This window comes from Cupriavidus sp. C1SS-2L (assembly GCF_057073735.1).
In genome coordinates this window covers 1,967,451-1,988,624 of sequence record NZ_CP172708.1, presented here as the reverse complement: position 1 = coordinate 1,988,624, position 21,174 = coordinate 1,967,451, and the positions used below count along the sequence as shown (strand labels likewise).

19 protein-coding genes are annotated in these 21,174 nt (G+C 65.3%); 10 read left to right on the top strand and 9 right to left on the bottom strand.

Going from position 1 to position 21,174, the window contains the following annotated elements:
• Window positions 1-62 precede the first annotated feature (62 nt).
• The 3 genes from ACIGJG_RS09250 (at window position 63) to ACIGJG_RS09240 (ending at window position 1,737) form a co-directional block, all read left to right on the top strand.
• A complete protein-coding gene (locus ACIGJG_RS09250) occupies window positions 63-680 on the top strand; it encodes an RNA polymerase sigma factor (RefSeq protein ID WP_011297953.1) in 618 nt (205 codons plus the stop codon).
• Window positions 673-1,356, top strand: a complete 684-nt coding sequence (locus ACIGJG_RS09245; RefSeq protein ID WP_140949522.1) for an anti-sigma factor family protein — start codon at window positions 673-675, stop codon at window positions 1,354-1,356. The genes ACIGJG_RS09250 and ACIGJG_RS09245 overlap by 8 nt, the downstream gene beginning before the upstream one ends.
• A gap of 153 nt (window positions 1,357-1,509) precedes the next feature.
• A complete protein-coding gene (locus tag ACIGJG_RS09240; protein WP_041679612.1) occupies window positions 1,510-1,737 on the top strand; it encodes a hypothetical protein in 228 nt (75 codons plus the stop codon).
• 127 nt (window positions 1,738-1,864) lie between these two features.
• Here ACIGJG_RS09240 and ACIGJG_RS09235 read toward each other — a convergent pair whose 3' ends face one another.
• Window positions 1,865-4,306, bottom strand: coding sequence for a TonB-dependent receptor (locus ACIGJG_RS09235; RefSeq protein WP_483672255.1), 2,442 nt, complete (start codon window positions 4,304-4,306; stop codon window positions 1,865-1,867).
• Between the two features lie 163 nt (window positions 4,307-4,469).
• Here ACIGJG_RS09235 and ACIGJG_RS09230 point away from each other — a divergent pair, with 163 nt between their 5' ends.
• From ACIGJG_RS09230 to ACIGJG_RS09215, 4 genes are all read left to right on the top strand, one after another.
• Window positions 4,470-5,882, top strand: coding sequence for a sensor histidine kinase (locus tag ACIGJG_RS09230; RefSeq protein ID WP_220630704.1), 1,413 nt, complete (start codon window positions 4,470-4,472; stop codon window positions 5,880-5,882).
• The gene (locus ACIGJG_RS09225) at window positions 5,879-6,499 is read left to right on the top strand and encodes a response regulator transcription factor (protein WP_220630703.1); all 621 of its coding nucleotides are present in this window, start codon (window positions 5,879-5,881) and stop codon (window positions 6,497-6,499) included. The genes ACIGJG_RS09230 and ACIGJG_RS09225 overlap by 4 nt, the downstream gene beginning before the upstream one ends.
• Before the next feature lie 198 nt (window positions 6,500-6,697).
• The gene (locus ACIGJG_RS09220; RefSeq protein WP_011297947.1) at window positions 6,698-8,440 is read left to right on the top strand and encodes a PQQ-dependent methanol/ethanol family dehydrogenase; all 1,743 of its coding nucleotides are present in this window, start codon (window positions 6,698-6,700) and stop codon (window positions 8,438-8,440) included.
• 84 nt (window positions 8,441-8,524) lie between these two features.
• On the top strand, window positions 8,525-8,845 hold the full coding sequence (locus tag ACIGJG_RS09215) for a c-type cytochrome (protein WP_011297946.1): 321 nt from the start codon (window positions 8,525-8,527) through the stop codon (window positions 8,843-8,845).
• A gap of 73 nt (window positions 8,846-8,918) precedes the next feature.
• On the opposite strand, the gene pqqE is transcribed toward ACIGJG_RS09215, so the two are convergent.
• The 6 genes from pqqE to ACIGJG_RS09185 all read right to left on the bottom strand — a co-directional run bounded on the left by pqqE (window position 8,919) and on the right by ACIGJG_RS09185 (window position 14,498).
• On the bottom strand, window positions 8,919-10,088 hold the full coding sequence (pqqE, locus tag ACIGJG_RS09210; RefSeq protein ID WP_483673069.1) for a pyrroloquinoline quinone biosynthesis protein PqqE: 1,170 nt from the start codon (window positions 10,086-10,088) through the stop codon (window positions 8,919-8,921).
• Complete coding sequence (pqqD, locus tag ACIGJG_RS09205; RefSeq protein ID WP_483672254.1) at window positions 10,060-10,332, bottom strand: pyrroloquinoline quinone biosynthesis peptide chaperone PqqD; 273 nt, start codon at window positions 10,330-10,332, stop codon at window positions 10,060-10,062. The genes pqqE and pqqD overlap by 29 nt, the downstream gene beginning before the upstream one ends.
• Window positions 10,329-11,021, bottom strand: a complete 693-nt coding sequence (pqqC, locus tag ACIGJG_RS09200) for a pyrroloquinoline-quinone synthase PqqC (protein ID WP_483672253.1) — start codon at window positions 11,019-11,021, stop codon at window positions 10,329-10,331. Before pqqC ends, pqqD begins: the two co-directional genes overlap by 4 nt.
• Complete coding sequence (gene pqqB / locus ACIGJG_RS09195) at window positions 11,018-11,935, bottom strand: pyrroloquinoline quinone biosynthesis protein PqqB (protein ID WP_483672252.1); 918 nt, start codon at window positions 11,933-11,935, stop codon at window positions 11,018-11,020. The genes pqqC and pqqB overlap by 4 nt, the downstream gene beginning before the upstream one ends.
• Window positions 11,936-12,034: 99 nt before the next feature.
• Complete coding sequence (gene pqqA, locus ACIGJG_RS09190) at window positions 12,035-12,109, bottom strand: pyrroloquinoline quinone precursor peptide PqqA (protein ID WP_009277446.1); 75 nt, start codon at window positions 12,107-12,109, stop codon at window positions 12,035-12,037.
• 367 nt (window positions 12,110-12,476) lie between these two features.
• Window positions 12,477-14,498, bottom strand: coding sequence for a sigma-54-dependent Fis family transcriptional regulator (locus ACIGJG_RS09185; RefSeq protein ID WP_483672251.1), 2,022 nt, complete (start codon window positions 14,496-14,498; stop codon window positions 12,477-12,479).
• Window positions 14,499-14,782: 284 nt separating this feature from the next.
• Between ACIGJG_RS09185 and pedF the strand changes: the two genes are divergently transcribed.
• On the top strand, window positions 14,783-15,262 hold the full coding sequence (gene pedF / locus ACIGJG_RS09180) for a cytochrome c-550 PedF (protein ID WP_011297940.1): 480 nt from the start codon (window positions 14,783-14,785) through the stop codon (window positions 15,260-15,262).
• A 68-nt stretch (window positions 15,263-15,330) separates the two neighbouring features.
• Window positions 15,331-16,218, top strand: coding sequence for a substrate-binding periplasmic protein (locus ACIGJG_RS09175; protein WP_011297939.1), 888 nt, complete (start codon window positions 15,331-15,333; stop codon window positions 16,216-16,218).
• Between the two features lie 55 nt (window positions 16,219-16,273).
• Here ACIGJG_RS09175 and ACIGJG_RS09170 read toward each other — a convergent pair whose 3' ends face one another.
• Window positions 16,274-17,803: an argininosuccinate lyase gene (locus ACIGJG_RS09170; RefSeq protein WP_011297938.1), complete on the bottom strand. Its 1,530-nt coding sequence runs from the start codon at window positions 17,801-17,803 to the stop codon at window positions 16,274-16,276.
• Between the two features lie 150 nt (window positions 17,804-17,953).
• Window positions 17,954-18,514: a hemerythrin domain-containing protein gene (locus tag ACIGJG_RS09165; protein WP_011297937.1), complete on the bottom strand. Its 561-nt coding sequence runs from the start codon at window positions 18,512-18,514 to the stop codon at window positions 17,954-17,956.
• Window positions 18,515-19,040: 526 nt separating this feature from the next.
• Here ACIGJG_RS09165 and ACIGJG_RS09160 point away from each other — a divergent pair.
• Complete coding sequence (locus ACIGJG_RS09160) at window positions 19,041-21,137, top strand: penicillin-binding protein 1A (RefSeq protein ID WP_483672250.1); 2,097 nt, start codon at window positions 19,041-19,043, stop codon at window positions 21,135-21,137.
• Window positions 21,138-21,174: the final 37 nt, after the last annotated feature.

Sequence of the window (21,174 nt, the reverse complement as noted above, 5' to 3'; positions counted from 1 at the left end):
CAACGCCGGGAATAAATCCCGTTTTCTGGCGGTTCTACACAGGCCGGGAACAGGAGAGCGCCGTGATAGCAACCGACAAGTCCAGCCGCTTCGCGCAAGTGGCGCTGCCGCATCTGGATGCCGCCTACAACCTGGCGCGCTGGCTAAGCGGCAGCGCAAGCGATGCAGACGATATCGTGCAGGATGCCTATCTGCGCGCATACCGATTCTTCGACAGCTTCAACGGCGATGGCGCGCGCGCATGGCTGCTGGCCATCGTCAGGAACACGTGGTTCAGCGAATGGCGCCGGCGGCGTGATGCGGCGGACGGGACGCCTTACGACGATACGTTGCATGGCGATGAGCGATTGCCCGGTTGGGTCGACGATATCGGCACCAATCCGGAAATGCTTGCGGTGCGCCACGACGAAGTGCAGCTGGTCCACCGGGCGCTCGAACGCTTGCCAGTCGTGTACCGAGAAGTGCTTGTCCTGCGGGAACTCGAAGACATGAGCTATCGCGATATCGCTCTGGTTGCCGATATCCCGATCGGAACCGTGATGTCGCGGCTGGCGCGCGCGCGTCACATGCTCTGTGCCGCGGTGCGCGCCGAGCAGGCCAGGGCGCATAGCCATGTCGGCGGCAGCGCGCGTCTTCAGGTGCCGGTGCAGGACCATTCGATGGGAGCGAATCATGGATGACGATGCGATGGAAAACTCGCTGCACGGCATGCTGCACGACGGATCGCTCTATTACCGTGCGCCGGCGCATCTGTCCGCGCGCGTGCTGGCCGCCCTGCCACGCGAACCGCGGCCCCGTGCCACCCGCTTGGCCCGCTTCACCTGGCCCACGCTGTCTTCGGGCAGCGCGCTGGCGTGGGCTGGCGGCGGTCTGGCTGGCGTGGCGGCCTCGGCGCTGTTGGTCGGTGCGTTGATCTTCGTGCGGCCGCCTCCGCCCGATGTGGGGCAGGAGATCCTTGCGAGCCATGTGCGCGCGCTGTTGTCGCAGCACCCGATCGATGTGGTCTCGACCGACCAGCACACCGTCAAGCCGTGGTTCAACGGCCGGCTCGACTACGCGCCGCCCGTCATCGATCTCGAGGCGGACGGCTTTCCACTGGCAGGCGGCCGGGTCGACTATGTCGACCGCCGCACCGTCGGCGTGCTGATCTACCGCTACCAGAAGCATCCGATCGATCTCTACATCGTGCCGGCAAAGAACGGCGAAACGGTAGCGGCAAGCTATTCCACTGACGGATACGCGGTGGCGCGCTGGCACCAGCACGGCATGAACTTCTGGGCCATCACCGACGCGGAGCCCGCGCACCTGCAGGCGTTTGTACAAGCACTGCAAGCTACGCAAAGAATGCGGGAATAAAAGGCGCGTGGCGAGCGTTTTACTGGTGCACGGCGCCTGTTCCGCGAGGTCCAGGATCTCTACCAGGACAGAGCGTCGTGCAGCCGAGGCAAGGTCGAGGTAACGATACGCCGTGTGCCTCGGTCCCCGCACTTACCGCATCTGGAGACTGTCATGAAATTCCTGATTCCACTGGCCGCTGTCGCGCTGGCATCCTTCGCGTCCCAATCCAATGCCTTCGCTGGCCGCACCGAAAGTGCCTGCACCGATTGCAATACTCACGTCGCGGGGCCACGCGATCCGTTCACCGACGGCGCGAAGACAAACAATTTCGATGTCTTCACGGACAGCGCGAAGATCACGGATCCGCGCGATCCGTTCACTGATGGCGCTCACATCTGAAATCTGGCTCTGGCGCCGCCGCACGGTAACCGAAATAGAGGGTTCCTGTGCGGCGACCCCAAGCCAGACGAACACGAAGCACAGCCAATCCGCGCGCAATTCGGATCGCGCTATCCCGAGAGGGCTGCTACATCTTGTACACCACGCCCAGCCAGACGCTGCGCGGCGCTCCCGGGGCCACGAACAACGACGTCGCGCTATCTCCCGGCGCGACATGCGGCTGCACGAGGTTACCGCCAGGAAACACGTTGTTAGCCAGTTGGCCGTAGGTCTCGTAGCGCCGGTCGAACAGATTGGCCACGCGCGCATAGACCTCGAACCGTTTGCTCACCTGGTACGCCGCCCGCAGGTTGACGGTGGCGTAGCCGGGCACATGCCAGTCCGCCGTCTTGGGCGGTTGACGCGGCTGCGGATCGCTGCGCAGTCCGTCTTCATTGCCGCTGGCGACGCTGCTGGATACGGCCACCACATCGGCACCCAGCGTGAGGCCCGCCAGCGCCTGCCAGTCTATGCCGAACTTGAACGTGTGGCGCGGCACGCCGGCCATGCGCATGCCGGGGTGAACGTCGATGGTGCGCTCGCCTGCCGCCAGCTGTCCGTTCGCCTGGTAGGTCGCCTGCAGATAGCTGTAGCCAAGGCGCAGCGTGACATCGCCGACCCGATGGTGCGCGGTGAGGTCGAGGCCCTGGTTGCGGGTACGGTCGAAGTTGGCGAAATAGCCGAACTGGGTGTTGGGCGCGCGCAGGAACAGGATGTCGTCGTGGTTGTCGATGCGATAGAGCGTCGCGGTGACTTCGGTGTCCTTGCCGCGGCGCCAGCGCACGCCGGTTTCGAAGGCGTGCGAGACCACCTGCTTGAGATAGGGGTCGGCCTGCAGCCCGGCCGGCAGACGGCACGGCTGCGCGGGGTCGGCGCAGCCGAGTTCGAGAACCGTAGGCACGCGGTTGTTCTGCGCGTAGCCGCCGAACACCGTGACGCCAGCGCCCAGCTTCTGCACCAGCCCGAGCGCGGGGTTGAGGTGGCGGTAGGTAAAACTCTCGCGCGGCTGCTCGCTGCCGTCGCTGTTTTGCAGGGTATTGCTCACCGTGGCAAGGTTCCATCGCGCCGATGCCGTCAGGAAGGTGCTTGGCGTCACCGACCAGGTGTCGGACAGGTACACGCCGAATGTGCGCGCATTGCCGCTGACGCCGGAGACCAGCGCATTGGGCGGATCGGGATCGGCCACGGCGCCGCGGTCGTCGGTAAAGGTGCCGGGCTGGGCGTATTGGGAATAGGTCAGGCGGCTGCGGTCCAGCGTCGTGCCGGCGTTCAGCACGTGGTGCTCGGTCTCCTTGGCCAGGCTCAACGCAACGCCGACGGTCTGCTGCCGCATATGCGTGGTGTTGATGATGGCGGGGCGCAACGCCGCACCTTCGGCCCGGGTCACGCCGCAGCCATCACCGCGTGGGCTGCCGTCGGCGTTGAAGCCATCCTCGCAGGCTTCGATATAGGTTTCGTAGTCAGGGTTGACGTCGCCGTTGGTGGTGTCGCGCCGGCTGGTGCGCACATAGGCCAGGGCGGCGGCGCTGGTCTTGTCGTCGAACCAGTGGCGGCTGTTGACCGCGACCTGTGTGACCTGGTTGCGGGTCTGGTCCGGATAGGTGTAAACCGCGCGGCGGTTCATCTGGTAGAGGTCGGCCTCCGTCCCATTGCCGCTGGCATGGAAGGCCGGTACGAGCCCGTTGCCGGTCAACGTGCTGCTGCCGTGCAGCAGCGACACATCCACGCTGTTGGTCTCCCCCGCATAGCCAGCCTTGGCAAAGACGTTGCCGAGCCGTCCCGACGAGTTGTCGCGCCATCCATGTTCCTGGAACAGCGTGCCGGCGGCGAAAGCGTGCCAACCGCTGTCGCTGCGCACGCCGCCTGAGAGGTCGGCGCGCTTGCGGTTGCCGCTGCCATACGAGAGGTCGGCGGTGAAGCCCGGCGAGTCCAGGCCGGACCGCGTGGTCATTGCCAGCGCACCGCCGAGGCTGTTCAAGCCGTAGGCCGGGTTGGCGCTGGAGACCAGCGAGACGCTTGACAGCGCGGCCTCGGGAATCATGTCCCAGCTGATCACATCGCCGAACGGTTCGTTGACACGCACGCCGTCCAGGTAGACCGAGAGGCCTTGCGGCATGCCCGGCATAGACGAAGCGCGGTAGCCACGGTACGTGATGTCGCTCTGGAACGGGCTGCCCTGGATATCGTTGACGTTGACGCCGGCCAGGTTGCGGGCCAGGTAGTCGGTCAGGTTGCTCGCGCGCGTGCCATCGAGTTGTTCGCCGCGCACGGTCTGCACGGTGTAGGGCACCAGGTCGCTGTCCACGCCGATGCCCGGAAGCGGCGCGGTGGCTACCACCAGGACTTCGGGCAGCACCGCGCTGTCCTGCTTTGGAGCAACGGTGTCCTGTTGTGCAACAGCCGGCCGCTGCGCCAGCACCGCAGCGGCCATGGCGATGATCGTGGTGGCACGGCTACAGCGCCTGCCCCGGTGCGCCGCGGCGTGACGGTTGGCCTGCGATAGCGGGGCAGGGAACGGGTTGGCTGGCATCTTGCATCTCCTCCGGAACACGGGTGCGCTGCCTGCGTCGGGCAACACCTGGTCTGATCTGAACAAGCTGAGTGCAGGAGCGAGCAGGTTCCATACCGCCCGCGTCGGGAAAACCTCCTGACCTGAGCCCTGCCTGCGCCCCATCCTGCGGAGGAGCACCGCCATGACGATGTCCCGCTTTCTGGCCAGCCGAGCGTTGTGGCTGGCTTGCGCGTGCCTGGGCTGTGCGCTGCTGGGAGCCCTGTGGCTAGCACGGCAGGCAATCGGCGAAGAGCGCAGCGGCGCAGCCGCGACAGCGCAACTGGTTGCGCGGCTGTCGGCACTGCAGGCCGCCGGACCGGCCGAACGCGCGGCGCAGCTCGCTGCGCTGCGCGCCATCAATCAGTCGGCGCGGATGCGCCATCTGCGGCTGCACGTCGAGGATGCCGCTGGCCGCGTGCTGGTGGATGCGACACCCAAAGGCGACCTGGTGCACGCAGAAAGCCAATGGGAGATCCGCGCGCGCGATGGCACCGTCTATCATGCGGCGCTGCGCTGGAACCCGGACAGCGAACTGCGTGAGGCGCGCGGAGACGTCGTTGGCAACCTGGCCATGCTTGGGGCGTACAGCGTGCTGTTGCTGTGCTGCTTGTCGTGGACGGCGCGGCGCGCGTTTGCGCCCTTGCAGCAGATCCTCGATGCCATAGGCCACTACGAACGCAAGGACTACAGCGTGCGCCTGCCCGCCATGCACATCCGCGAACTGGATCAGGTGCGCCGGGCGTTGAATCATCTTGCCGGCGCGCTAGCGCAGCACCAGCTCGAGCGCCGGGCGCTGAGCCGCAAGCTGCTCGATGCGCAGGAGTGCGAGCGCGCCAGGCTGGCGCGCGAGCTGCACGATGAGTTCGGCCAGGTGCTGACTGCCATGCGCGCGGACGCCACCTACCTGGTACGCAAGAGCGCGCATGCGCCGATGCTGCAGATCGTGGCCAACGATCTGGCCGGGCACTGCGCCCGGATCCAGGACGAAGTCCGCCACCTGTTGCACCGGCTGCGCCCGCATGGCGGGCAACCCGACGGACGCGTCGCCTGCCTGCCGCGGTTGTTGCAGGACCTGGTCCGGGGCTGGCGCGGACAGCCAGGCCAGGCGGTGGGGCTCGATTGCGATGTCGACCTGGGCGGCGCCGTGCTGGATCCGGATCTGACCCTCACGCTCTACCGGATGACGCAGGAGGCGCTGACCAATGTCATGCGCCATGCCGGCGCCAGCCGCGCGTCGATCTGCATTGTGCGACGCGGCAATGAAGTCCGCTGGTGCGTGGAAGACGATGGCTCGGGCATAGGCGACATCGCCGCAGCGATGCAGCGCAGCCACGGCTTGCGGGGCATGCAGGAACGCGCGTGGGCGCATTGCGCCACGCTATGCATCGGGGCTGCGGAGGGCACCGGGGACACGCGCGGCTGCCGGCTGAGCGCGGCCTTTCCGCTGCCTGCACCAGCGCACGACACGGCGCAGATCCCGCAGATCCCGCCAATCCCGCCAATCCCGCCAATCCCGCCGGTCCCGCAAATTCACCAGGGGAGCCAGCCAGCATGAAAACGATCGACATAGTGATCACCGATGATCACGCAGTGGTGCGCACCGGCTACCGTCGCCTGCTGGAACTGGACGAGGGGATGCGTGTGGTGGCGGAGTTCGGCGATGCCGATACTGCCTACGACTGGCTGGTCCGCAATCGGGCTGACGTGCTGATCCTTGACCTGTCCATGCCCGGCCGCGGCGGCCTGGAGATGCTCCAGCGGCTGCGTATACGCGTTCCCGCGCTGCACACGCTGGTGTTCAGCATGCACGACAGCGCCGCCATCGTGATGCAGGCGATGCGCGCCGGGGCGGTTGGCTATCTGACCAAGAACAGCGCGCCGGAGGCGCTGGTGGACGCTGTACGCAGGGTGGCGGGCGGCCTGCGGGTGCTGTCCGATGACATCGCCGGCCTGCTCGACACGGGTGGGCAGCCGCCGCACCTTGCGTTGTCGCCGCGGGAGTTCGACCTGTTCCGTCAGTTCGCGCGTGGCACCGCGCTTGAGGACGTCGCTGCGCGCTTCTGCCTCAGTACCAAGACCGTGGCCAACTACCAGACGCTCATCCGCAAGAAGATGGGACTGGCCAACCGCATCGAGATGCATCGCTATGCGGTGGAGCATGGTTTCGGTTGACCGGCCAGGCCGTTGGCGGTTGCTCAGTTCTGGAGCAGATGCAACGCAGTGTTGCGCGCTGACACGGTCGCACAGCGCTTTGCGGCCGCAGCCGGCCGGTTTTGGCGGCGATTCGATTGGCATGGGAATTGCCGACTGCGTGTCGGATGCATGGCGCAGTGGTGCGCCGCGGACACCGAGAACAATGAGGAGATGACAATGAGGACGTTACGACTAATGATGGCCGTCGCGACCGCCGTGGCCAGTCTGGCCACTCAGGCGGCAGTGACCGATGCCATGATCGAGAACGATGCGAAGAGCCCCGGCGACGTGTTGTCATGGGGCATGGGACCGCAAGGGCAGCGCTATTCCGGCCTCACGCGCATCAATACCAAAAACGTCGGCAACCTGGTGCCGGCGTGGTCGTTCTCGTTCGGCGGCGAGAAGCAGCGCGGGCAGGAAGCGCAGCCGCTGATCCACGACGGCAAGATGTTCGTCACGGCGTCGTATTCGCGCATCTACGCGCTCGACCTGAAGACCGGCAGCAAATTGTGGAAGTACGAACACCGCCTGCCGGAAGGCATCATGCCGTGCTGCGACGTGGTCAATCGCGGCGCGGCGCTCTACGACAACCTGGTGATCTTCGGCACGCTCGATGCGCAACTGGTGGCACTGGACCAGAAGACCGGCAAGGTCGTGTGGAAGGAGAAGCTGGAGGACTATGCAGCAGGCTATTCCTATACGGCGGCGCCGCTGATCGTCAAGGGCATGGTGCTCACCGGCATCTCGGGCGGCGAATTCGGTGTGGTCGGCCGCGTCGAGGCCCGCGACGCCAAGACCGGGCAACTGGTGTGGTCGCGCCCCGTGGTGGAAGGCCATATGGGCTACAAGTACGACAAGGACGGCAACAAGACCGAGAACGGCGTGACCGGCACGGAGAACGCAAGTTGGCCCGGCGAAACGTGGAAGACCGGCGGTGCCGCCACGTGGCTCGGCGGCACCTATGATCCGGCCACCGGTCTCGCTTACTTCGGCACCGGCAACCCCGGCCCGTGGAATAGCCATATCCGCAAGGGGGACAACCTCTATTCGGCGTCGACGGTGGCCATCGATCCGGCCACCGGCAAGATCGTCTGGCACTACCAGAACACCCCGAACGACGGCTGGGATTTTGACGGCGTCAATGAGTTCGTGACCTTCGACCTGGACGGCAAGCGCATGGGCGGCAAGGCCGACCGCAACGGCTTCTTCTATGTCAACGATGCGACCAACGGCAAACTGGTCAATGCCTTCCCGTTCGTGAAGAAGATCACGTGGGCCACTGGCATCGACCTGAAGACCGGCCGGCCCACCTTCAACGACGAGGGTCGCCCGGGCGATCCGGCCAGCGGCGCCGACCCGAAGAAGGGCAAGTCCGTGTTCGCCGCGCCCGGCTTCCTGGGTGGCAAGAACCAGCAGCCAATGGCCTACAGCCCGCAGACGGGCTTGTTCTACGTGCCGGCCAACGAATGGGGCATGGATATCTGGAATGAGCCCGTCAGCTACAAGAAGGGCGCCGCCTTCCTGGGTGCCGGATTCACCATCCATCCACTGAACGAGGACTACATCGGTTCGCTGCGCGCCATCAACCCCAAGACCGGCAAGATCGTCTGGGAGGTCAAGAACAACGCGCCGCTGTGGGGCGGTGTGATGACCACCGCCGGCGGGCTGGTGTTCTGGGGCACGCCGGAAGGCTACCTCAAGGCCGCCGACGCCCGGACCGGCAAGGAGCTGTGGAAGTTCCAGACCGGCAGTGGCGTGGTCGCGCCGCCGGTCACGTGGGAAGAGAACGGCGAGCAGTATGTCGCCGTGGTGTCGGGCTGGGGCGGTGCGGTGCCGCTGTGGGGCGGGGAAGTCGCCAAGCGCGTGAATTTCCTGGAGCAGGGCGGTTCGGTGTGGGTGTTCAAGCTGCACAAGGGCTGAACGACAGGCAGGTTGATGGCTGGAGACGCTGGCATCCCTGTGCGGATGCCAGCGTTCTCGCAACGCGAAACAGCGGGATACGATATGAAGATCGAATGGATGGCGCTGGTCGTGGCTTCGCTGCTGCCTTGCGCGGCACTGGCGGGCACTGCGGCCGATATGCAGGCCGTGGCTGACAAGAATGGGTGCTTCGCTTGCCATGGCATGCAAGCGAAGGTGATCGGCCCGGGATTTGCCGAGGTGGCGGCCAAGTACAAGGGAGACAGCCAGGCGGCCGATCGTCTGGGCAAGAAGATCCGCGAAGGGGGCAAGGGCGTGTGGGGGCCCGTTCCAATGCCGGCGCACGGGAATCTCGGCGAGGCGGATGCCCGGAAACTGGCGGAATGGGTGCTGAGTATCGGGTAAGCGGTATGGTGGTCCGCGGCACGACCGTTGCAGTTTGTCGTGTCGGGACCCGCCCATCAAAACATCGCTTGTGTCATTCGTTCCCGCTGCTCAGCCGCAAGGAATTGCCATCGCTGCGAAACACCATCGGCTGCACATCGGCGTGCCTCTGCGACGCCGCCAGCCTGCCTTGCAGCACGATCTCCCTGACTTTGCCATGCTCGCCAGAGCGCTCGCACACCGGATCCGTCGCGGCGGCGTCGCCAGTCAGCAGTAGCGCCTGGCAGCGGCAGCCGCCTTGGTCCTCCTCGCGATGGTCGCATGAGCGGCAGGGCTCCTGCATCCACGCGGTGCCACGAAAACGGCGGAAGGCCTCGCTGTCGCACCAGATCTCCCGCAGTCCTTGCGTCGTGACGTTCGGCAATGCCAGGCCCGGCAGCATGCGCGCCGCATGGCACGGCAGCGCAGTGCCGTCGGGCGCCACGCCAAGGAAGGTCGTCCCCCAGCCATTCATGCACTTCTTGGGCTTGCCTTCGAAGTAGTCGGGCACCACGAACAGTATCTGGCACTGCTTGCCGATGCGCGCGCGGTATTGGCTGACGATGTCCTCGGCTTCAAGCAACTGCTCGAGCGTCGGCATCAGCGCAAGACGGTTGTGCCATGCCCATCCGTAGTACTGCGTGTTGGCGAGCTCCAGATATTCGGCGCCCATCTGCAGCGCCATTTCGATGATGGTGCCGACATGGGGCAGGTTATGCCGATGCAGCACGCAGTTCATCACCATCGGGTAATCGTGCGCCTTGATCAGCCTTGCCACGCGCTGCTTCAGGTCGAAGGTGCGCGTACTGGAGAGGAAGTCGTTGAGCTCGCGAGTGGAGTCCTGGAAGGACAGCTGGATATGGTCCAGCCCCGCTTCGCGTAGCGCAGCGAGCCTCGCGTCGGTCAGGCCCACACCAGAAGTAATGAGGTTTGTATAGAAGCCGAGCCCATGCGCATGCCGCACCAGCGTTTCCAGGTCCTTGCGCAGCAGCGGCTCGCCGCCGGACAGCCCGAGTTGCACCGCGCCCAGCGCTCGGGCTTGCGTGAATACATCGCACCATTGCCCGGTGCCGAGTTGGGCCGTGTGCCGGGCATAGTCCACCGGGTTGGAGCAGAACGCGCAGTGCAGCGGGCAGCGGTAGGTCAGCTCGGCCAGCAGCCACAGCGGCGGGCCTGGCCGTTCGGCGGCACGGGGCTCAGACAAGCCAGCCGCGTTCGGTCGCATGTTTGACAAAGGCGTGTACCTCCGGGGCGATGCCCTGCACGCTGAATGCGGCCTGCAGGTCGTCAATCATCATGTCCAGCGTATGACAACCGTCGCAGCGCTGCAGGATGGCGGCGGCGCTGTCGTTGAGGGTCACCATGCCTTCGGGGTAGAGCAGCACCCAGCTCTGCTGGGCCTCTTCCCACTGCAGGCGGAAAGTCCGGTGCAGGACCGGACGGGCGAGGTCTGGCGGATCGGTCGTCATGGGTTGGCTAGCTGGATGGCATCGAGCATCGACCACAGCACGTCGAGCTTGAATTGCAGGATATCGAGCGCGCGTTGCTGTTGCTCCGGTGTACGGAAGTAGCCCAGCGTCACGCGCAGGCCGTGCTCGACGTCGCGCTGCGCGAGCGGGATGCGCGAGCGAAAGTAATCGAGCCCGGCGGCCTCGATCCACGAGTAATGCGTGGGCCAGCCCGCGAGCCGCTCCTTGTGGATCTCCGGGGCAAACATCTCGGTGAGCGAGGAGCACACGGCTTCCTGCCACGGCGCTCGCCGCGCAAAGTTGACATAGGCGTCGACGGCAAAGCGCACCCCTGGGAGCACGTGGCGATGGTCAAGCAATGCCGCGCGCTCCAGCCCTGTGGCTTCGCCCAGCCGCAGCCAGGCTTCAATGCCACCGGGCTGGGTGTCAGTCCCGTCGTGGTCCAGGATGCGTACCACCCACTCGCGGCGCGTGTCGCGCTCGGGGCAGTTGGCAAGGATGGCGGCGTCCTTCAGCGGGATATTGGCCTGGTAGTAGAAGCGGTTGGCGACCCAGGCGCGGATCTGTCCCGGCGAACACAATCCGGCCGCCATGCGCTGGTTGAACGGGTGATGAATGTGGTAGCCGGTTTCTTTGGCGCGCAGCCGCGCTTCGAACTCCGCGGGACCCGATGCGGTGGAATATGTCATAGCGTGATCTCCATGCCGTCGTACGCCACCTCGATGCCGTGCCGCGCCAGCACCGCGTGCTCCGGCGAGTCTTCCACCAGCACGGGATTGGTATTGTTGATGTGGATAAGGATCTTGCGGCTCGCGGGCAGCCGGTCGAGGATTTCGATCATGCCACCCGGGCCAGACAGCGGGAGATGGCCCATATCGGCAGCAGCCTTCGTGGAGAAGCCGAGCGACCGCATCTCGTCCTCGCGCCAGAACGTGCCGTCGACCAGCACGACGTCGGCGCTGCGCAGTTCTGCGAAGACATGGTCGTCGACGCTGCCCAGGCCTGGCGCATAGAAGGCGCGGCGCCCGCTGTGGCGGTCTTCGATGCGCAGGCCGATGTTGTCGCCGAGGCGCGGCGCGTGGCGCCCCGGCGAATAGGGCGGCGCCTTGCTTTGCAATGGCACCGCGGTGAGCATGACGCCGTCCAGCGGCGGCACGGAGAACGGCGTGCCGTCGCAGGGCAAGGTATGCGTCTGCAAGCCGCAGTAGTGCGACAGCAAGCGGGTGAGCGGAAACGCGTTGCTCAGGTCGTCGAGCACTGCGGCCGTGGCAAACAGCGGCAAGGCCTGGCGATGCTCGCGCAGCATCAGCAGGCCGGTGACGTGGTCAATCTGCGCATCCATCAACAGCACCGCGGCGATTGCCGTATCGCGTGGCGAGCGGGCCGGCTGCAGCGCGGGCGTCTGGCGCAGTTGCTGCAGGATGTCGGGAGACGCGTTGACGAGTATCGAATCCGGTCCGTCGCCGGACAGCGCAATCGATGATTGCGTGCGCGGCGTGGCGTGTACGGTGCCGCGGCGCACGCCATCGCAGTTGTGGCAGTTGCAGTTCCACTGCGGAAAGCCGCCGCCGGCGGCCGATCCGAGTACGCGGATAGTTGTCATGGCGCGAGCGAGTCGAAGTGGGTCATCCAGGCGCGGGGCCGGCGTGCGGTTCCGGCATGCCGGAACCGCACGCCGGCACGCCGCCGCGTGCAGCAGGCTTCAGCGGTTGGCGATGTACATCGTGATTTCGAAGCCCAGCCGCAGCTCGGTATAGGCAGGCGTGGTCCAGTTCATGTCTCTCTCCTTGGTTGGCATCGTTGGTGAATATCGTCTTGGCGCGACAGCGGGGCTGCCGCGTTACCCAAAAGGCAACATCCATGCCCAGACGCATTTCCAACTTCCATCTGCGGTGAACTGTGACTGCGGGAAGCGCGGAGGCATGCGTGCGCTGCCGGACTGGGGGGAGAGATGGCTGGCGAGGGATGGCGACGTGGCCAATGCCTTTCAGTCGCGCGGCGGCGGCCAACACATGCTGCGACGCATCAGGCCATACGGTAAGCGTTTACCGCAAGCACGCAGTTGCGTGCTTGCTGTGTCACGACTGCTTCAGCGTGAGACACCTGTTCAGAAATGGGACACTGCTGTTTCGTGCCGTTCGGGATCAGCCTGGGGGTTGCGACAGCGCGCGCGCCTCTTCCATCTTTCGATAGACCGTGTTGCGCGATATCCCCAGCGCCTTGGCCGCCGCCGAGATATTGCCGTGGTGCGCATTCACCGCGGCGACGATGGCAAGCGCTTCGACCTCGGCGAGCCGCGTGGGCTGTGCGGCCCCCTGCCCGACGGGCAAAACCGCGGATACCGGCGCCGCCTGGGCCGCCGTCGTTGCTGCCTGCTGCTGGCGTTCGCGCAAGTCGTCCAGGAAGTCGTCGGGCAGGTGGTCTTCCGTGATCTCGGCTTCGCCTTCCGCCATCAGCCGCGCCGTGCGCAGCAGGTTGCCGAGCTGGCGCATATTGCCGGGCCAGTGATATCGCCGGAACAGTTCCATCACGGCATCGCTGATGCGAGGTGGCTCGCCGCTGGCATGGCCCTGGCTCTGATCCTGGCGCAGCAGCTTGCCCGCTACCACGTCGAGATCGCTGCGCTCGCGCAGGGCTGGCAGCCGCACCACAAGTCCGTTCAGGCGGTAGTACAGGTCTTCGCGGAACTGGGCGCTGGCGACCATCTCGCGCAAGTTTCGGTTGGTGGCGCACACCACCAGCACATCCACCTGGATCACCTTGCTGCTGCCCAGCGGCTGGACAGCGCGTTCTTGCAACGCGCGCAGCAAGCGTCCCTGAAGATGCAGCGGCATGTCGCCGATCTCGTCCAGGAACAGCGTGCCGCCGTTGGCCAGCAGCATCTTGCCGATGCCGCCTTTCTTGCGTGCGCCGGTGAAGGCGCCTTCCTCGTAACCGAACAGCTCCGATTCGATCAGGTTCTCCGGGATCGACGCGCAGTTCACCGCAATGAAGGGGCCCGCGTGGCGCGGGCTGTCGGCATGGATGGCGCGTGCCATGAGTTCCTTGCCCGTGCCGGTTTCACCCAGTACCATCACCGGGATGTCCTTGCCGATGACCTTGCGCAGCTTGCCGATCACGGTCCGGACCTGTGCGTCGCCCGTGTCCAGGTCAGCCAGCCCTTCGGGCTTGGCGGGGGCAGGGCAGAGTCGCCGCGGTGCCGCGACGGCATCTGGCGTGGTCGCGGGCACACCCGCGCCGGCCATCGAGGCGGGACTGGCTTTCCATTCCATGCGCGCGCTGACCTTGACGCCGCTGGGCAGTTGCAACTGCACGATACCAGCCGGCGCACCGCGCACGGCATCGAAGAACAGGGACAACGGCATCCCGAACAGCGAAGAGAAGGTATGCGCCTGCAGCGCCTTGTTGGTCAGGCCCAGCTGGAAATGTCCGCTGCGGTTCGACGACAGGAAACGCCCGCCGGGCGTGAAAGAGACGATACCTTCCACGAGCGTGCCCAGGAACTCCGCGCGCGAATGAAAGTGGATGCAGACCATGTCGCGGAACGCGCTGCCGAACAGCTGGTTTTCGATCATCTGTGCCGACATCCGCACCAGCGCCATGGTGTGCTTGTGAAAGCCACGCTGGTCGCCCGTCACATCGAGCGCCCCGACCGTCTTGCCATAGGCGTCAAGGATGGTCATGCACGAGCAGGTCAGAAACTGGTTGGCCTCCAGGAAGTGGTCCGCGCCGTGGACCAGAGTGGCGCGGTTCTCGGCCAGCGCGGTGCCAATGGCGTTGGTGCCGCGGCTTTCCTCCGACCAGTCGGCACCGGCACGCAACGCCACCTTGTCGGCCCGCGCGAGGAAATCGTCGTCGCCCAGCGAGTGCAGGATCAGGCCGTCGGCGTCGGTCAGGATCACCATGCTCTGCGTGTTCACGATCTGGTCGTAGAGCGTTTCCATTACCGGCAGCGCGTAGGTGAACAGCGACTGGCTGCGTTCGATGCGCGTCTTCAGCTCGCTTTGGAGCACCGGGCAGAAGTCCGGCGACTCGTACGGGCGCAGGCCATAGGAGGCGGAACGCTGGTGGGCCTGCGCGATCAGTTCGGCGCGCTCGGGTTGGACAGCCCCGTCGCCCGTCTCGCCGGAGATGGCAGGGCGAGTGGGCTCCGCTGGGATGGTCATGTCTGGGTCTCCTATGAATTCGCCCGCGATCTTTTGCGCGGGTCGCTGCCGGCCTTCATCGCCGTCGCCGGGCAGGCCGTCGACAGTGTGGCGCCATGAAGCAAAACGCTTGCCAGAGTGTGGCATTCCGGGACACCGCTGGGGCGATGGTGCGCCGCACACGCCGCCGCGAAGCCCCGGAAAGCCTGCTGCAACGCCGTGCAGTGCCCGTTCCGGCCCGCTGGTATGTCTCTTGCGGAAATGATGGCAAACAAAAATCCCATCCACAACTGTAGGAGACACTCATGAGAACGCAGCGCCGCCTGCTTGCCTTGTTTTCGCTCTGCGCCATGCTGAGCGCTGTCCCGGCCGGGACAGTCTGGGCCCATGGCGATGTTACGCCGCAAGCCGTCGACACCAAATCCTTGCCGCAGCTCGGCGACGAATGGCGCCCGGACAACCCCTATCGCGCCGGCAACGAACAGCAGGAAGCCCAGCGTATCGGCAGCTCGGCCTACAACCAGAACTGCGCGCGCTGCCACGGCCTGGAAGCGGTGTCCGGCGGCATCGCGCCTGACCTGCGCAAGCTCGACGGCGATTGCGTGTCTCTCGCCGATGCCAAGAAGAAACAGGCCTGCATGACCGAGATCTCGCAGTACTTCACCACCACCGTGCGCAAGGGCCGCACTCGCGACGGCCGTGTCTACATGCCGCCGTTCGATGGCGTGCTGAGCCAGGAAGCGGTGTGGGCCATCAAGACCTATCTGGAATCGCGGCACGAGTGAAGCGGTCCCGTTCGGCACGCCAGATCTTCCTCTCACCCTTGTTGTATTCCGCGTTCAGGAGAGACTCCATGTCCCCGATGCATTGTCCGCCTGCTGCCTCGCCGGCCAGCAGTGCCCGGCGCCGGCTGTGCGGCGCCTTGCTGGCCGCAGGCGCGCTGCTCGGCACCCGGCCGGCGCTGGCAGACCTGGCCCGGATCCGCCAGAACGGCACGCTGAAGGTAGCGGTCTACAAGGGCTTGCCGCCGTTCTCGGCGGTGGCAGGCAGCCAGTACACCGGCATCGATGTCGCGCTGGCCAAGGCCCTGGCCAGCGAATTGGGATTGCAGGTGTCGCTGTTGCCCTTCGATGCCGACGACGACATGTCCGACGATCTGCGGTCGATGGTATGGCGCGGCCATTACCTCGGCTACGGGCCGGCGGACGTAATGCTGCACGTGCCGGTCGACCGCACCTTCATGCGCGCCAACGAACAGGCCCTGATCTTTGCGCCGTACTACCGCGAGACTTTCGTGCTGGTGCGCGACCGCCAGCGCGTGCCGGACGTTCGTGGCCTCGAAGACCTGGCCGGCCAGCCTACCGGTGCCGCCGCCGGTTCGGGCGGCGCCAGCGCCTTGCTGTCGGGCGCCGGCGGCGCCTTGCGCGACAAGGTGAAGATCTACCCCGAAGGCGAGGACGCCTTGCGCGCGCTTTTTTCTGGTGAGATCGCTGCAGTCGTGGTGACCCGCGCGCAGTACGAGAGCGCGCTGAAAGCCGCGGGTCAGTCGGCCACGCGCTTCGCCACGGCGGACATCAGTTCACCGCTGTTGCCGCCGCGCGGATGGGCCATCGGCATGGCCATCAAGGCTGGGGACAAGGCCTTGGCTGAATCGCTGGAAAACGCGCTCGACGCGGTGCGGCGCAAGGGCGAACTGGCCCGCATCTTTGCCAGCCACGGGGTAACGATGCAGGAGCCATAAGGAAATGAGCGGGGAAGAGGGCGGCCCAGGGCCTTACTGCCGAGGCCGCCACACCTTACTTCAACAGTTTGCTGAAGTCCCGATCGAGCCTGGCCAATGACGCATCGATAGAACCGCGCGTTGCCTTGATCCAGGCCTCCTGTTGCGCGATTTTCTGGTCCTCCTCTTTCAGCATGCGCGCCATCTCTGCGGGCTGAGGGCCGCCGCTCGTGACACGGTGGTTGACGATCGCCACCGGATCCAGCGCCGCACGGAATTCGGCCTCGCTCATCGGGAAATCCGTGGTGCTGCTGTAGCTGCGTACCGACTCGGCATAGATGCGCCGCGCCTCGGCGTAGGGAAATGCGCTCGGGCGGATGTCATGCGCCTTCGCGTACTCGACCAGCTCCGACGCGAAATGATGGCCGACGCGGAACGGCAGCTTGTACTTGCGCATCAGTTCATCGGCCAGTTCCTGCGATGCAGTCCAGTCGCTGTCCAGCTCCTCCAATGCCCGCTTCGGATCGATGACGAGCGCTTGCATGATCTTGTCCCAGCCCTGCAGTACGCGGATCGCGCTATCGACCATCTCGCCGTTGACGACGGCATCCTTGGCGTCCGACATGCCCGGCGGCAGGTTGTGGGCCCGCATCACCGGCCCCATCGCCAGCGTCAGTGCGGTCGACGCGCGCTCCCGCGTGGAATTCAGCAGTCCGGGGTTTTGCTTCTGCGGCATCGCGCTCGATACATAGGTATTGCCGCCGCCTTCGCGCAGGAGAATCCACGGACGCGGCTGGGCATACTGCGTCATCACATCTTCGATGAAGCTGCCGGCGTGCAGGCCGATGCTGGTTACGATCGACGCCACCTCGACCGGCAGGTCCACGGCGCTGATCTGCGACGCGTCATAAGCGTTGTCGACGAGCGCGGAGAAACCAAGGTAGCTCGCCATCCGCGTACGGTTCAGCGGCCAGCCGGTGCCATTGAGCACAGTCGTGCCCATCGGCGAGCGGTCGATGCGGCGATAGGCTTCGCGCAGCCGCTCGGCATCGCGGTCGAGCCCGGCGGTAATGCCGAGCAGGTAATGCCCGTAGCTGTTCGGCTGCGCGGCTACGCCGTTGGTGTAGTTGGGCACGACGGTGCCGGCATGCTGCCTGGCCAGTCCGACGATCGTGGCGGAGGTCTTGTTGAGCTGGTCGGCCAGTGCCAGGACCTTCTCGCGCAGCATCGCCGCGCGGACCGTGGCCAGCATGTCCTGGCTGGAGCGGCCGGCGTGCAGCAGCGTGACTTCCTGGCCTGCGGCCTGGATCATCAGCGGCTCGAACGTAATGACGGTCGACGGGCGTTTGCCGCCGGGCTTGTCGCCGTTCGCGAGCACGGTGGCAATGCCCCCGGCAACTTTCGGTGCCAGTGACTTGTCCAGCAGGCCTTCGTCGGTGTTGATGACGGCCGATGCCTTGTTGATCTCGCCAAGCCAGTAGAAGGCGTCGTGGTGGACGGTATCCGCCGCGAAAGCGGGAAAGGGTGCTGCCGAGGCGGCAACCAGGACGAGGGCTGACGATCCGAGGATGCGCGAGGTATTGCGCTTCCACCGCGTGAGGGGCATGGCATCTCCTGTATCTGGGGCGTTTATTGTCGGCAATGTTCGCGCATCATTGCGCGTTCGTCGACCGGTCCAGTCAGGATTGTTGCCGGATGCCCATTCGGGCCGATGGATTGACGCTCCTCTGCTACCTCCAGGGGCAGTGCATGTATGTCAGTGCATATATGCCTTCGCTTCCCCGTCGATCTGTTTGCGCAAGGTCGCGAAGCGCTCCTGCACCCTGGCGCCAAACAGCGGATCGGCAATGGCCGAATCGGCGGCTGCGATCTCTGCCCAATCCGCTTCGGTCAATAACTGAGCCGCACGCGGCATAACCAGTCCTTCTTCGGTCGAAAGGTGGTTGCGATAGTAGACAAGGTACATGGCTGCAGCAGCTTCCAACGCGGCTCGCGACGTAACGATCTCGCTTTCGGCTTCGCGCAGGCGGTTGAGCAGTTCTTCGCCCACCGTGGCAATCACGCGATGCTCCTGCAGCAGCCGGCTGAGGATGATCTGCATGCCTGGATCGCGCTCGACGAGCAGGGCATAGGCAACATCCTCACGCGGGTGGTGCAACAGATCGCCGTAGTTCCGCATGTAGTAGACGATCGTGCCCATCAAGCCGTAGTTCGGCTCCTCTCCCCGGTGAAAGGCAGTGACCTGCTGTTCCAGCAGGTTGAGCAGGCTGGCGAAATGGATATGGTCGGTATGCCAGACGGCGAGTGGGTCGGCCATGGTTCCCTCCTGGGAAGCTCGTCAAATTGGTGATCGGATCCGCTGCTCGGGTTCGCGCAGCCCGTGTGCACACGATAGTCGTCGGCCACCAATTGGAACTGATCCAGATCAATAGAACGGTTCACGCATAGTGGTCAGACGCGTGCCAACGCACCACCCGGCGATTGTTCCTGATTCTGGAAAGACCGTGCGAGATTTCGCGTCATTGTTCGCGGTGGGTGTCACATTGCTGACTCAATATCTGGCGGCAAAACGGCAGTGCAAGGCGTCTCAGCCAAAAGCACTGTGGTCTTTGCGCATTCGAAACATTTGTAATCGTCTGTTAATCGGTGCATCCCCAGCCTGATCGGGCAGACGACGTGTCCTGTCCCTTTGGTACGATCGCGCTCTTTCCGCAACGCGCCCCGTCCCCGTGAATCGCCGCTATGTATCGTTGTTTCGTGAGTATTGCGCGCGGGGGCTCGTCCACATCCGCCCGCTGGCCAGAGCCGGCATCGCGTTAGCCAGTCGCGCGCTGGGGGGCGCGATGCGCCGCCTTCGGCATCCGACGCGGCGCGGCATCCTCCTGGCCCTCGCCACTGTGCCGGCGCTGTTCCTGCTTTACGCGATCGCACTTGTGCCTTTCACCCCGAGCATCGGCGACATCCGCAAGGCGCGCATCGATCGTCCCGCGCTGATCGTGTCGGCCGATGGCAAGGTCATTGACGAGTTCAAGCCAGTCAATCGCGAATGGGTGCCGCTCGGGCAGATCTCGCCATACATGGTGGATGCATTGATCGCCACCGAAGACCGCCGCTTCTACGAGCACCACGGCATCGACTGGTTGCGGATCGCGTCAGCCGCGCTGCATACGTTCTCCGGTGATCGACAGGGCGGTTCGACCATCACGCAGCAACTGGCGCGCAACCTTTATCCCGACGAAATCGGCCGCGCACCGACGCTTGCGCGCAAACTCAGGGAAGCGATCACGGCGCTCAAGATCGAAACGGTATACAGCAAGGCGCAGATCCTTGAGACATACCTGAACAATGTGCCCTTCCTGTACAACGCCTACGGCGTGGAAATGGCGGCGCGTACCTACTTTGGCAAGACAGCCCGCCAACTCGACATACTCGAAAGCGCGACACTCGTCGGCATGCTGAAGGCCAACAGCACCTACAACCCCGTGCTCAATCCCGAGCGTGCCTTGCAGCGGCGGAACACGGTGCTCGGGCAGATGAACAAGTATGGGACGCTAAAGCCCAGTGCCTACTCGTGGCTGAGCCGGCAAACGCTCAATGTCAATTTCCAGTTGCAGACCGCGTCACGAAGCGCGGCACCGCATTTTTCCGCGCAGCTGCGCCGGTGGCTGAGCGCGTGGGCGGATCGCAACGGCTACAACCTCTACGCTGACGGTCTCGTGGTGCACACGACCCTGGACTCGCGCCTGCAGGCCATGGCGGTGCAGGCCATGGCCTGGCAGGCAAACCAGTTGCAATGGGTCGCGAACGGGGCATGGAACGAATACACGGGTTGCAGGCCAGGCAACGAGCCGTTCCGGACGTTCATGCGCCAAACCTCCGAGTATCGCGCGGCACGCGATGCTGGCGAATCGGACCCGGCCGTGCTCAGGAAGCTCGGGACGAACCCGGCCTTCGTACGCGCCCTTTGCCGCAGCAAGGCGCAGGTGCAGGCAGGCTTTGTCGCGATCGATCCGCGTAGCGGCGATATCAAGGCATGGGTGGGCAGCCGCGATTTCAGCGACACGCCGTTCGATCACGTGCTGCAGGCCCGGCGCCAGCCGGGTTCAACCTTCAAGCCGTTTGTCTACGGGGCGGCGTTCGCGGACGGTGCACGCCCGAGCGACACGCTTTGGGACCGGAACGTTGCCATCCCAACGGCCGGGCAGGTGACCTGGCGGCCTACCGACGCCGAACCGCCGACCGACCAACCGATGTCGCTGCGCGACGCGCTGGTGTACTCGCGCAACCGCGTTACCGCCCAGCTCATGCTGAAGGAGGGGCCCGAGAAGGTCGCGCGGCTCGCGCGTGCGATGGGCGTGCGCGACAGCGCATTGGAAGCGGTACCGTCGCTCGCACTCGGAACAAGTCCGGTCACGCTCAAGGAAATGGTCTCGGCGTACAGCACGATCGCGAACCGCGGCGTTTATCTAGAGCCGCGCATGGTGACTCGTATCGAGGACCACGACGGCAAGGTACTCGCTCAGTTTGCCAGCGCGGCGCCCGAACAGGCCTTGCCGGCCGGCGCGGCGCAAACGCTCGTCGATGTGATGCACGACGCAGTGGTTCGCGGCACCGGTGCGGCGATCCGGACGCGCTTCGGCATCCGCGCGGACGTGGCCGGCAAGACCGGCACGACGCAGGACAACGCGGATGGCTGGTTCATCCTGATGCATCCGCAACTGGTGGCCGGCGCGTGGGTGGGATTTGACGACGGACGCGTGACGCTCGGCGACTACTGGGGCCAAGGCGCGCGCAGCGCCCTGCCGATGGTGGGCGCGTTCTACGATATGGCGCTACGGGGGCGAGTGATCGATTCCGATGCGCGATTCAACCCTGAGAGCCGGCCGCCTCGCAAGGCCCGTCCGCCACGGCATCACCGCTTCCTGTTCTGGAACTTCTGATGCCGTGGCTGGCGGCGGGCACTAGCGCCGTGGTGCC